The sequence below is a fragment of the Enterococcus crotali genome (assembly GCF_000633635.1).
GTDB lineage: Bacteria > Bacillota > Bacilli > Lactobacillales > Enterococcaceae > Enterococcus_L > Enterococcus_L crotali.
Window position 1 is genome coordinate 280,188 of the sequence record NZ_AYPQ01000001.1, and the last position, 12,812, is coordinate 292,999.

The 12,812-nt window shown below is 37.0% G+C and carries 12 protein-coding genes; 11 read left to right on the forward strand and 1 reads right to left on the reverse strand.

The window, feature by feature from the left end:
- Positions 1-4: 4 nt before the first annotated feature.
- Positions 5-265, reverse strand: coding sequence for a hypothetical protein (locus V192_RS0101340; protein WP_025868601.1), 261 nt, complete (start codon positions 263-265; stop codon positions 5-7).
- Between the two features lie 456 nt (positions 266-721).
- Between V192_RS0101340 and V192_RS0101345 the strand changes: the two genes are divergently transcribed.
- From V192_RS0101345 to cutC, 11 genes are all read left to right on the forward strand, one after another.
- Positions 722-2,560 carry a beta-glucoside-specific PTS transporter subunit IIABC gene (locus V192_RS0101345; RefSeq protein ID WP_025868602.1) on the forward strand — a complete coding sequence of 613 codons (1,839 nt, stop codon included), beginning with the start codon at positions 722-724 and terminating at the stop codon, positions 2,558-2,560.
- 87 nt (positions 2,561-2,647) lie between these two features.
- On the forward strand, positions 2,648-4,111 hold the full coding sequence (locus V192_RS0101350; protein WP_025868603.1) for a glycoside hydrolase family 1 protein: 1,464 nt from the start codon (positions 2,648-2,650) through the stop codon (positions 4,109-4,111).
- A 23-nt stretch (positions 4,112-4,134) separates the two neighbouring features.
- Positions 4,135-4,998, forward strand: a complete 864-nt coding sequence (locus V192_RS0101355; RefSeq protein ID WP_025868604.1) for a PRD domain-containing protein — start codon at positions 4,135-4,137, stop codon at positions 4,996-4,998.
- Positions 4,999-5,166: 168 nt separating this feature from the next.
- A complete protein-coding gene (locus V192_RS0101360; RefSeq protein ID WP_025868605.1) occupies positions 5,167-6,024 on the forward strand; it encodes a MerR family transcriptional regulator in 858 nt (285 codons plus the stop codon).
- A gap of 519 nt (positions 6,025-6,543) precedes the next feature.
- Positions 6,544-6,819 (forward strand): BMC domain-containing protein, encoded by a 276-nt coding sequence (locus V192_RS0101365; RefSeq protein WP_010772852.1) that lies wholly within the window; start codon positions 6,544-6,546, stop codon positions 6,817-6,819.
- Positions 6,820-6,848: 29 nt separating this feature from the next.
- Positions 6,849-7,853 carry a DMT family transporter gene (locus tag V192_RS0101370; RefSeq protein ID WP_025868606.1) on the forward strand — a complete coding sequence of 335 codons (1,005 nt, stop codon included), beginning with the start codon at positions 6,849-6,851 and terminating at the stop codon, positions 7,851-7,853.
- Position 7,854: 1 nt separating this feature from the next.
- Entirely contained in the window at positions 7,855-8,139 is a 285-nt protein-coding gene (locus V192_RS0101375) for a hypothetical protein (protein WP_025868607.1), read from the forward strand.
- Positions 8,140-8,151: 12 nt separating this feature from the next.
- Positions 8,152-8,448 (forward strand): BMC domain-containing protein, encoded by a 297-nt coding sequence (locus V192_RS0101380; RefSeq protein WP_025868608.1) that lies wholly within the window; start codon positions 8,152-8,154, stop codon positions 8,446-8,448.
- A 17-nt stretch (positions 8,449-8,465) separates the two neighbouring features.
- Complete coding sequence (locus tag V192_RS0101385; RefSeq protein ID WP_025868609.1) at positions 8,466-8,786, forward strand: BMC domain-containing protein; 321 nt, start codon at positions 8,466-8,468, stop codon at positions 8,784-8,786.
- Between the two features lie 3 nt (positions 8,787-8,789).
- Positions 8,790-10,226: an aldehyde dehydrogenase family protein gene (locus V192_RS0101390; protein ID WP_025868610.1), complete on the forward strand. Its 1,437-nt coding sequence runs from the start codon at positions 8,790-8,792 to the stop codon at positions 10,224-10,226.
- 24 nt (positions 10,227-10,250) lie between these two features.
- The gene (gene cutC, locus V192_RS0101395; RefSeq protein ID WP_025868611.1) at positions 10,251-12,803 is read left to right on the forward strand and encodes a choline trimethylamine-lyase; all 2,553 of its coding nucleotides are present in this window, start codon (positions 10,251-10,253) and stop codon (positions 12,801-12,803) included.
- Positions 12,804-12,812: the final 9 nt, after the last annotated feature.

Below are 12,812 nucleotides of genomic sequence, written 5' to 3' on the forward strand. Positions count from 1 at the left end.
CTATTTACGCTCCTTTACTCGCTTTTTCTTTTTTTGGTAAAAGCAGTAATATAACAATTGGAACAACTAAAAATAGAATCATCGAATTCATTGCTCGGGCATCTGAATTTGATAAATTAAATAGATTATTCTGCCAATTATTAATAAAGATTCCTAGGGCGTCATACTTGCTCATTGTGTAAAATAGAGCGACACTACCAATAATGTCCAGAATAATCACAATGATGCATAAAACTTTGACAATTTTACCAACCACGGTTTTCATTTTTTCAATTCCTCATTTCAAGATATGATTTTGTTACAAAATGATTATATCATATTTTTTTGGATAACTATATCTATTTATAAGATAAATTCTCTAAAAAAAGAGTTATTTTAGAGATGAATAAATAACAGAAAATAAGGTGACTTCTGTTGCTATGAGATGTACATTTTTATTGCTCAAAATGACCAACTTGTTGATGAGAAGTAACTATCGTTTTAGTGTTATTTAAAATGAGCCCAAATGATAAATTATTCTGGTGGTTGCGTTTACAAAAAATCTATGCTAACATAAAGATAATTAATAACAGGCATGTGACTGGTAATGCAGGCAGGACCTAAATAAAGCATTTTTCAACAGAGGGTATTCCACTCTGATAAATGTTTTATTTAGTTTCTGTCTGTTTTTTGTGTAGAATTTGGCCGATTTTGCGTAACTACTTATAAAGGGGAAATTAGGATGAATTACAAAGAAACTGCTACAGCGATTCTTTCACTGATTGGTGGAAAAGAAAATATCTCACATCTTGAGCATTGCTCAACACGCTTGCGTTTTACTTTGAAAAATAACGAGTTGGTCGAAATCGAAAAACTTGAAAAAGTAGACGGCGTGATTGGTGTACGGCAAAATGTTCAATGTCAGGTTATCATTGGAAACGATGTTGTCGAGGTCTACGATGAAATGAAGATATTATTAGGAGAATTAACTGCTGATGATGGACCGAAAGAAAAACAAAAATTGGGATCAGTAATACTAGATTTTGTCATTTCTATTTTTCAGCCCCTAGTTTCGGCTATTGCTGGCGGTGGTGTACTAAAGTCCTTATTATTACTTGCTTCTGTAACAGGACTTATGAGCGATCAAAGCCAAACGTATCAAATTATTAATTTGATCGGTGGGGCACCTTTATATTTCCTTCCAATTTTAGTTGCAATGACTACAGCAACTAAATTAAAAGTAAATCAGCTAGTTGCGGTCTCTGCTGTTGGAGCGCTGATTCTGCCAGAATTGACTACGATGTTGGCAGAAGGGACTAACTTTCTTGGAATTGGCGTAACAAATATTGCGTATGCTTCACAAGTCTTTCCAGCTATTTTAACCGTTTTATTTTACGCACAAATAGAAAAACTCTTCACTAAATATTCACCAAAACCAATTCGAATCTTTTTTGTACCGATGATGAGTTTACTGATCACAGTACCAGTTGCTTTACTTATTTTAGGACCACTAGGCTATAATGTCGGAACGGTTTTTTCAACGGTCATTATTTGGTTATACAGTCATTTTGGGTGGGTTGCTACTGGAGTGTTAGCGGCTGTATTACCTTTTATGGTGGTAACGGGAATGCACAAAGCAATGATACCCTATGCTGTATCATCTATGAGTGAAATCGGAGCAGAATTGCTTTATTTACCTGCTTCTCTTGCTCATAATATCGCCGAATCTGGTGCATGTTTTGCAGTGAGTCTCAAAACCAAAGATCAAAAATTACGATCCACGGCAGTGTCAGCAGGTATTTCGGCATTATTTGGTATTACGGAACCAGCTTTATATGGTGTGACGATTTTAAATAAACGAGTATTATACAGTGTGATGTTTGCTAGTTTAATTGGTGGTGGTTTTGCAGGGATCATGGCGATCAAAGGCTTTGCTTTGGTTGGGCCTGGTTTAGCTAGTATTACGATGTTTGTAGACAAAAGCAATTCAATGAATCTGATTTGGGCATTTGTGACGCTAGGTATTTCATTTGTTGTAGGTTTCTTGTCGGTACTGTTTATCTATAAAGATGAAGTTGCTTTGGAAGTAGCAGATGGGGTTGAACTATCATCTGAAAATGGCGCAGAACAATTGATCAGTCCTGTTGCTGGTAAAGTGATTTCTTTAACTGAAGTAAAGGATGATGTGTTTTCAAGTGGCTTGATTGGTGACGGACTTGCTATCATACCAGAAGATAATAGTTTAGTTGCGCCAGAATCAGGAGAAATCACGATGGTGTTTGAAACGAAACACGCGATAGGGCTAAAAACAACCAATGGTGCGGAAATTCTATTTCATATTGGTCTAAATACAGTGCAATTAGGTGGGAAAGGATTTGAGGCGTTTGTCAAAGTAGGTGATCAAGTGGTCAAAGGACAAAAATTGCTTGCTTTTGATTTAGCTGAAATCAAAGCGGCTGGATTTGATCCTACGGTAGTTTGTGTTGTAACGAATAAAGACGCATATGATGTTCGAGTTTCTCATCATTCAGAAATGGTGACGAATCAGACAGATATCTTGTCCATTGTGCCAATTTTATAGATAAAGCACTGGCGTTGCAAATTGCTGTTGCTGAATTATAGTAAGAGAAAATGAATCTACTGATTTTTAAATTTAGGAGGAGATTGAATGAACAATCAAAACGCATTTCCAAAAGATTTCTTATGGGGCGGTGCAATTGCTGCCAATCAAGTAGAAGGTGGCTGGAATCTTGACGGAAAAGGGGTATCAGTTGCAGATATTGCTAGCTATAAACCTCATGTCGATAACAAAGATTATGCAGCTCATATGGATATTTCTACTGCAACGATCGAAGCTGCGATAGCAGATAAAACAGATCAATGGTATCCCAAGCGTCGTGGCATCGATTTTTATCATCGCTATAAAGAGGATTTAGCCTTGTTTAGCGAATTAGGGTTTAAAACCTTAAGACTATCGATTGCCTGGACTCGGCTTTTTCCAACAGGAGAAGAAGAACAACCAAATGAAAAAGGACTTGCATTTTATCGAGATGTATTTAAAGAAATGCAGCGTTTGGGTATCAAACCGATCGTTACATTGTCACATTATGAAATGCCTCTTGCTTTGAGCTTGAATTATAATGGCTGGGTCGACCGCCGTGTAGTCGATGATTTTGTTCGTTTTGCATCCGTTTGTTTTGAAGCATTCGATGAATATGTGGAATACTGGCTAACATTCAATGAAATCGACAGTATTCATCGGCATCCTTTTACAACAGCAGGAATCATACCGGATAAATGTACGCCAGGGAAAGAGGCGCAAGACGTTTATCAAGCGTTGCACCATCAATTTGTTGCTAGTGCTTTAGTTACCAAGCTTGCTCATGAGAAAAATCCTAACAACAAGATTGGTTGTATGTTGACGAAATTGATGACATATCCATTAACTTGTGCACCGCTGGATGTTGAATTAACATTAAAGAAAAATCTGGAAAATAATTTTTACGCAGATGTACAAGTCAAGGGTGAGTATCCAAACATGATTGAAACTGCTTTAGAAAATAAAGGGATTACCATTAAAATAACGCCAGAAGAACGACAAATTCTAAAAGAGAATACGGTTGACTTCCTTTCTTTTAGTTATTATATGTCAATGGCGGAATCTGGTGATCCAAAGGCTGAAAGAACACCAGGTAATACAGTCTTAGGAGTTAAAAATCCATATTTACCTTCAACTGATTGGGGCTGGCAGATCGATCCTAAAGGGTTGAAAATTGCTTTGATCGAGCTGTACGATCGTTATCAAGTACCATTGATGATTGTGGAAAATGGTATGGGTTCAGTTGATGTTTTGGAAGAAGGAATGGTTCATGATCCTTATCGCGTAGAATATTTTAAAGCCCATTTTAAGCAGATGAAAGAAGCTATCGATGAAGGGGTCGATTTGATTGGTTACACGAGTTGGGCTCCAATCGATTTAGTTAGTGCTGGTACATCACAAATGTCAAAACGCTATGGTTTTATCTATGTTGATGCAGACGATGAAGGAAATGGGACTTATGATCGTTTTAAAAAGGATTCATTTAGCTGGTATCAGGCAGTCATTGCAACAAATGGCGCAAGTTTAGTGTAGTAAGGGACAAGGAGTGGATCATGATGATCATGGTAAAAAAAGTATTGAATTCGAGTGTGGTTCTTGTTGAAAAAGATGGGCAAGAAATGATCGCCTTAGGCAAAGGAATTGGTTATGGTAAGAAAATCGATGATGTTATTTCAGACTCTCTAGTTGATAAAATTTTCTTACCCATCGAAGCACAAAAATCTTCTCAATTTGCTGAATTAGTTGATGAAATTCCTATACGCTTTTTTGAAATCACCAAAGAAATTGTTGCAATTGCTGAACAAGAGTTATCTTATCAATTGAATACGAGTATCTATTTAACGCTTTCAGATCACCTGCATTTTGCTGTGGAACGTAGTGAGAAAGGGTTGAATATTTCTAATCGTTTGTATTGGGAAATAAAGAATTATTATCCAAAGGAATTTCATATTGGGGAAGTTGCACTCAAAAATATGAAGATAAATGATCAGATTTTTCTACCAGATGAAGAAGCCTCAAATATTGCTTTTCATCTGATCAATGCACAATCAGATAATCATGAAGATCAGGATGGTTTGAAAAAAGCTAAATTAGTAGGGACGATCGTTAATATGGTCCGTTACTCATTGCATCAAGAAATCGATACGAATTCAGTACATTACTCACGATTTATCACACATGTCCGCTTCTTTGTCGATCGTTTTTTTACTAATGGTCTGCTTAAGGAAAAGGAAATAGAATTGTATCGTCAAATGTGGGCGTTATACCCAGAGGCGATGGAGATTGCTACAAAAGTGAAGAACTATATTGATCAAACGTACCATACCAAAATACCAGAAAATGAAATTGTTTATTTAGGAGTTCATATCAATCGCTTGATGAACCATTCAGCAATTGATAGTGGCGAAGTAAATACGTAAAAAAGTAAAATAGCTTGATTAATAGTTATGACAAAGAAAATGATAGCGTATCATAACGTTCCGATTGTTATTTAAAACGCACTAAAATAAAGATATCTCCGATATTCACTTGACAATTGTGCAGATATTCTCAATAATATAAGTGGCTGCGAGTAATGGAGATGTCTAATGAATAATACAAAAATATGCAAAAAGACTAATCAAATGTACTCTATTGGTGAAGTTGCCAAATTATGTAATGTTTCCCGCAAAACGTTACGTTTTTATGAGCAATTAGGATTATTGAGACCAGATCATGTAAGTGTTGAAAATGGTTATCGGTATTACACAGAAGAAACAATGAATAGCATTCCTGTAATCAAATATTATAAACAAATGGGCTTTAAATTACAGGAAATGAAAGGGGTTCAACAATCAGGGGATTATTTCTATCAAGAAAATATATTCTTAACGAAATTAGAGGAACTGAAACTTGAAGAAAGAAGGATCCGTAATAGTTATACTGCTGTATCAGACTGGTTGGGTTTGATTAGAGAAGGTACTTTAGCTAGCGAGAACAGAATACAAAGCGTGAATGTTAAGTATTTTGAGCAAGAAAACTACGTATTTTTAGAGCAAGATTTTTGTCATGACTATATGGATGCAGTAATCAATATTCCTTGGGTAAACTATTTAGAAGAACAAAATTGCGCCATCACTGGACCTGTCATTCTTCGATTCGAAGATTGTGAAGCAGGTGATTTTCAATGTTCAAAAATGATGATCATGCAAAAACCTATTGGCATACCGAATTCTAAGATGCCAAAACGAATGATAGGCGGCCAAATGTTTTTGTCTAGTTATCATATTGGTGATTTAGCTAAAATTTCTCAACAATATAAAAAGATGCAAGCATGGGCAAAGAAAAACAACTATCAATGTAAAAACGAAGTGTATCAGCGTTATGTCATTGACTATTGGACAACGATGAATGTGGATAATTTTGTTGTTGAGTTATTGATTCCAGCAGAGAAAATTAGAACATAAAGACAAAGAGAAACTAGCGGTTTCAAGATCTGATGACCGCAGTTTCTCTTTATTGTGAATAAAACGTTAAAAGGTTCCCCTATAGGGGAACCTTTTTTTGTGTTATAAAATAGTCGCAAAGTGTTTTATTTGTAAGGATTTCATCATTTATTATGTTATCAAATGATTGTGAGAGCATAAGTTCAAGACAGATAAAGGAGACTTAGACGATCTCCAGTGATTCTTTATGTGAAAAAATGAACATGCGGTGTATCAATTTAAAGACCGTTATTAAAATAAGTGATTAGAATAAGAATAATTATCACTTCTAGCTAGATAAATACTATAGCCGTAATTGCAAAGATTATTCTTAATTAGAACAGCCAATTGAGAATACCTATTGTGTTAGTACAGATAAAACTGTGTTATATACAGAAAAGAATTAAAAAAATAGATTGACTACGCCCTTAAGGTCATCGAATATGATGGTGCTGTCATAAAGAAAGCGTTTTTTAATTTAATAATGAGAGGAAGAAAAACATGAAACATGATGCATTAGGTATGGTAGAAACAAGAGGAATGATTGGATCGATCGAAGCAGCAGATGCAATGGTGAAAGCTGCAAATGTTTCACTAATAGGAAAAGAATTTGTTGGAGGCGGTATTGTTACAGTGATGGTTAGAGGCGATGTTGGTGCTGTTAAAGCTGCAACAGATGCAGGTGCAGCAGCTGCAGAACGTGTGGGTGAATTATTATCAGTACATGTGATCCCACGTCCGCATAGTGAAGTTGAAAATATTCTGCCAAATAAATAATTGAAAATAACGATTGAGGAGAAATAGATATGGAAAGTGGAAAAAATATTTCTTGTACAAGTGCAGACGTTAAGATGGATCAAGCAAAAAAAGGCTTCCGAGTTAAAGGAATCAGTAATGGGATCATCTCAGGAATTACTTACGGTATTTATTCAACATTAGTCGTTGTAGCAAGTGGTTATGATCCGCTAGTTAGTGCGGCAGGTTTTTTGGCGGCACCCTTCGTTTGTTCAGGGTTAAACGACTTTTTCGCAGGAATTTTACTGTTATTCTATAATGCCAAACAAGGAAGACTAAAAGAATTGATCAGAACACTGCATACAAAGCCAGGGAAATTATTGGTACTAGGGTTTTTACTGGGCGGACCTATTGCAAATGGCGCTTATCTAGTCGGATTGGCGATGGCTGGGGCATATGCGATTCCAATTTCTGCTACTTGTAGTTTATTTGGGGCATTATTTTCTTGGATTTTCTTAAAACAAAAGCCAACCGCTCGTATTGTATTAGGAATGGTCGTTGTGGTTGCTGGAGCAATTACCATTAACATGGTGAAACCAGAAGGCGCTCCTAACTTTACCTTGGGTATCATTTGCGCGTTGATTGCAGCAATTGCCTGGGGATTAGAAGGCGTATTTTCAAGTTTTGGTGGTGCGATGATCGATACTGATGTAGCGGTAAATTTACGTCAATTGATTTCTGGTCTTGTTGTTCTAATTATTGTTGTTCCTGCCGTTGGTGCGTTTAACTTATTATTCGGTACGTTAGCTGCGGTAACACCTGTTTTATGGTTAGTGTTGTCAGGATTAAGCGCTGCTGTTTCATTTTTAACATGGTACAAAGCAAATGCCATGGTCGGAACAGCAATTGGTATGTCTTTAAATGTAACTTATGCATTTTGGGGTGTCCTCTTTAGTGTTATTTTCCTAGGACAAGCTCTGACACCAACGATGGTTATCGGCTCGATTATTATTGTGATTGGCGCAATTTTAGTAACAATGAACCCATTAGATTTACTTAAAAAGGGGGCAGAGTAAGATGCTTTTGCCTAGTAGAACAGCTGTATTGAATCAAATGTATGACCAAAGAGAAATAGATGTTGCTCAGATTATGGAGGAATTGAAACCACAATACGGGCAAGAGAAACAGTTTAATGAAAAAATGTATTTAGAACATATGATGGCCTTAGAGGCTAATGGTTTAGTAGAGTTAACAAGCTATGATTTAGATGCAAATGATAAATTAGTTATCTATTACAAAATTACTGATGAAGGTAGAGCAACCGTTGACAAGTATGTTGACAAAAAATATCGTTCAGTGTAAGGAGGAAACACATTGAGATATCGTGGCGAAGAAGCTTTAGGTTTAGTAGAAACAATCGGACTAGTGCCAGCGTTAAAAGCTGCTGATGAAATGTTAAAAGCCGCAAATGTTGAACTGATTTCTTATGAAAACATTGGTTCAACTTTAGTAACGATCATGATCAAAGGAGACATTGCAGCTGTTGAAGCATCTGTTGCAGTTGGCGCTAAGGCCGCTGATGAGATTGGCACATTAACAGCACAAAATGTGATGCCTCGACCAATTTCTTATGTTGGTGATATTGTTTCTGTTCATGATATTGATAAGTAAGATAAGGAGGAAGTTGAGTGAAGACCTATGAAGCAATTGGTGCAATTGAAACATTTGGCTTAGTTTTTGTTTTAGAAGCTTGTGATGCAATGTGCAAAGCTGCAAATGTTGAGTTGGTTGGGTATGAAAATGTCGCATCAGGATATATTTCTGTGATTGTACAAGGAGATGTTGCAGCATGCCAGTCAGCAGTTGAAGCGGGTATTGCAGCTGTCGAGCAGCTAGGTGCAAAAGTTTACAGTTCAGTCGTGATTGCAAGTCCTCATGGCGATTTAAATAAAATGATTGATCGTTATCAATTAAGTAATCTTTTACCTGCTGAGGAGGGAGATGCATAATAGATGCAACATGTAGATAAAGATTTATTATCTATTCAAGAAGCACGGATTTTAATTGAAACGGCACGAGATGCACAACAACTAGTTAAAGAGTATGAGCAAAAAAATCTTGATAAAATTGTAAAACAACTGCTTAAAGAAATTGAAATAGAAATTAGTCGATTTTTAGCAACTGAAATCGAAGAAACCAAGATGGGATGCTATGAAGAGAAACAGTTATTGAGTATTCAGTTTTTGAAAGCGTTATCCGAAGAGCTTGATCAACAGCATTGTGTTGGAAATCTTGTAGAAGATTCAGCGGGGAATGTTTTACAGGTTGGAGTTCCGTTAGGGGTAATTCCAGTTTTATTGCCAGCAGAAAATGTAACATTGAATACTATTTATAGTTTGACGATCGGAATAAAATCGGGTAATGCGATACTGCTGATTCCACATCCTAATGCACAAAAAACAACGTATCAGGTGTTTCAAAAAATCAAAGAAATAAGCGAAATGAATGGCTTGCCTAAAGGATGTTTAGGATGTGTCAGCCACGTCACAGAAAACGGAGTAAAAGAGATATTAGCTAGTCAAGATATTTCAATGATTATAGCCATTGGTAAACAAAACTATATCAACGCAGCCAATTATCAACGGCCAATCATTTATGGTGGAGCAGGTGCAACACCCGTTTTTATTGAACGTTCAGCTGATTTGAAACAAGCTGTAGAAGCAATCATTTATAGCCGTTCCTATGATTGCGGATTATTACCAGCGACTGAACAGTATTTAATTGCAGAAGGAGTCGTAGCCTCCAAGGTCAAGGAACTGTTGCAACAACATGGCGCTCATTTCCTATCGAAAGATGAAGAATCAAATTTACTGGCACTTTTACAGCCAAAGAACAATCAAATAAATCCAACGTGTGTTGGAAAAGATGCGCTATGGTTAGCACAGGCTGCTCAGATAAATGTAGCGCCTACAACGAAAGTATTAGTTTCAGAGCAACAATATATGCATGATGAGGATCCTTTTGCCAATGAGATAAAGTGTCCAGTCTTAGCTTTTTATTTAGAGCCAGATTGGATACATGCTTGTGAAAAATCAATTCGTTTATTAAAAGAAAAAAATAATGGACATACATTGGCGATTCATTCGAAAAACAAGGCAGTTCTGAAAGAATTTGCGTTAAAAAAACCAGTCGGGCGCATGATTGTCAATGCACCAGCGAGCACTGCAAGTCTAGGCTTGGAATCGACTTTACCAGTCTCATTTATCCTTGGTGGTTTTACAACGGGCCGAGGAATTAGTGCTAAAAATATTACCGCAACAGATTTGACTTATATTCGAGAGATTGGGTATCCAGATGACTCGTCAATGAAAAACAAGACTCCTGAGTTGGAGCAAGACCTCGATACAGAAATGTTAAAAAAAATCTTAATAAAAATAATGGAAAACTAATTTGATGTAAAGTGAGGGAATAAAATGGACATTAAAGAATTTTCGGCTAAATTAGCCGAGGCCACTAAAGAGTTAAGTTCAGAAGAACGTACAGCATTAATGAAGATGTTTGCAACTGTTGCAGATGATACAAAAGATACAAAAGATACAAGTATCACAAGCGGCGGGTTCGCTTCAGATAACGAAACGACAATACCTACTGGCATTACGGCTCGTTTAGAAGCGTTAAAAGCAAACTACTTAAAACAAGTACCAACAATCACAACACATCGTGCACGAGTGATCACGAAATTAGCTAAAGAAAATCCAGGAATGCCTAAAGAAATTTTGCGAGGCCAATCATTTAAACGTTGTTGTGAAACAGCACCACTAGTTATTCAGGATAATGAATTGATCGTAGGCGCACCAAATGGAGCCCCGCGTGCTGGAGCTTTCTCACCAGATATCGCTTGGCGCTGGATGGAAGATGAAATTGAAACTATTTCAAATCGCCCACAAGATCCATTCTTTATCTCAGATGAAGACAAAAAAATCATGAGAGAAGAATTATTTCCTTTCTGGCAAGGAAAATCCATTGATGAATATTGTGAAGATCAATTCCGTGAAGCAGGTGTTTGGGAATTGTCAGGTGAGTCATTTGTTTCCGACTGTTCTTATCACCAATTAAATGGCGGTGGTGATTCTAATCCAGGATATGACGTTATCTTAATGAAAAAAGGGATGCTAGACATTCAAAAAGAAGCTAAAGAGCATTTGGAAAAACTTGATTATCAAAATCCTGATGACATTCAAAAAATTTATTTTTACAAATCATTGATCGATACAACGGAAGGTGTCATGATTTATGCACGTCGGATGTCTGAATATGCGGCACAATTAGCGCAAAAAGAAACAAATCCAAAACGCAAAGCCGAACTACAAAAGATTTCTGAGGTAAATGCAAAAGTACCGGCGAATAAACCAGAAACGTTTTGGGAAGCTATTCAAGCAGTTTGGACAATTGAATCATTGCTTGTTGTAGAGGAAAACCAAACAGGGATGTCCATCGGACGTGTCGATCAATATATGTATCCTTACTTCAAAAATGACTTGGATACAGGGAAAATGAACGAATTTGAAGCGTTTGAATTGGCAGGCTGTATGCTGATTAAAATGTCTGAAATGATGTGGATCACAAGCGAAGGCGGCTCTAAGTTCTTTGCGGGGTATCAGCCATTCGTAAACATGTGTGTTGGCGGAGTGACTCGTGAAGGGCACGATGCAACTAACGAATTAACCTATCTATTAATGGATGCCGTTCGTCATGTTAAAGTGTATCAACCATCATTAGCTTGTAGGATTCACAATCGTTCGCCACGTGAATATTTGAAAAAAATAGTGGATGTTGTTCGTGCAGGAATCGGGTTCCCCGCTTGTCACTTTGACGATACACATATCAAAATGATGTTAGCTAAAGGTGTATCGATTGAAGATGCGCGTGATTATTGTTTGATGGGGTGTGTTGAGCCGCAAAAATCAGGTCGCTTATACCAATGGACCTCAACAGCTTATACGCAATGGCCAATTTGTATCGAACTTGTCTTAAATCGAGGTGTTCCATTGTGGTACGGCAAGGAAGTTTGTCCGGATATGGGTGATATCTCTCAATTCAAAACCTATGAACAATTCGAAGAAGCTGTTAAAGGTCAAATCAAGTATGTGACGAAATGGTCATCCGTTGCGACAGTTATTACTCAAAGAGTTCATCGTGACTTAGCACCAAAACCTTTAATGTCATTGATGTATGAAGGCTGTATGGAAAATGGGAAAGATGTTTCTCAAGGTGGAGCTATGTATAATTTTGGACCTGGTGTTGTTTGGTCTGGTTTAGCTACTTATGCAGATTCAATGGCCGCAATCAAAAAACTAGTTTTCGATGATAAAAAATATACGTTAGAAGAGATGAACCGTGCCTTAAAAGCAGATTTTGTCGGCTATGACCAAATTCGTACCGATTGTTTAAATGCACCAAAATATGGGAATGATGATGACTATGCAGATTTAATTGCAGCAGAGTTAATTCACTTTACAGAAGCTGAACACCGTCAATATAAAACCTTATTCTCGGAATTGTGTCATGGCACATTATCAATTTCAAATAACACGCCATTAGGTCAAATGACCGGTGCTTCAGCAAATGGTCGTAAAGCGTGGATTCCGTTGTCAGATGGTATTAGCCCTTCACAAGGCGCAGACTTTAAAGGTCCAACGGCCATTGTCAAATCTATTTCAAAAATGGCAAATGACACGATGAACATGGGAATGGTGCATAACTTTAAGATTATGTCTGGTTTGTTAGATACACCTGAAGGAGAAGAAAGCTTAATTACCTTATTAAAAACGGCAAGTATTCTTGGAAATGGCGAGATGCAGTTCAATTATTTAGATAACGAAACGTTGTTGGAAGCTCAAAGACACCCAGAACAATACCGTGACTTGATTGTTCGAGTAGCAGGGTACAGTGCCTTCTTTGTTGAATTGTGTCAGGATGTTCAAGATGAGATCATTAGCCGGACAATGTTAACTAAGTTTTCATAGATAGTAGGA

Excerpts from the sequence above, each read along its gene's own strand:
- V192_RS0101340 (WP_025868601.1), bottom strand. The coding sequence starts at position 265 with ATGAAAACCGTGGTTGGTAAAATTGTCAAAGTTTTATGCATCATTGTG.
- V192_RS0101345 (WP_025868602.1), top strand. The coding sequence starts at position 722 with ATGAATTACAAAGAAACTGCTACAGCGATTCTTTCACTGATTGGTGGA.
- V192_RS0101350 (WP_025868603.1), top strand. The coding sequence starts at position 2,648 with ATGAACAATCAAAACGCATTTCCAAAAGATTTCTTATGGGGCGGTGCA.
- V192_RS0101355 (WP_025868604.1), top strand. The coding sequence starts at position 4,135 with ATGATCATGGTAAAAAAAGTATTGAATTCGAGTGTGGTTCTTGTTGAA.
- V192_RS0101360 (WP_025868605.1), top strand. The coding sequence starts at position 5,167 with ATGAATAATACAAAAATATGCAAAAAGACTAATCAAATGTACTCTATT.
- V192_RS0101365 (WP_010772852.1), top strand. The coding sequence starts at position 6,544 with ATGAAACATGATGCATTAGGTATGGTAGAAACAAGAGGAATGATTGGA.
- V192_RS0101370 (WP_025868606.1), top strand. The coding sequence starts at position 6,849 with ATGGAAAGTGGAAAAAATATTTCTTGTACAAGTGCAGACGTTAAGATG.
- V192_RS0101375 (WP_025868607.1), top strand. The coding sequence starts at position 7,855 with ATGCTTTTGCCTAGTAGAACAGCTGTATTGAATCAAATGTATGACCAA.
- V192_RS0101390 (WP_025868610.1), top strand. The coding sequence starts at position 8,790 with ATGCAACATGTAGATAAAGATTTATTATCTATTCAAGAAGCACGGATT.
- cutC (WP_025868611.1), top strand. The coding sequence starts at position 10,251 with ATGGACATTAAAGAATTTTCGGCTAAATTAGCCGAGGCCACTAAAGAG.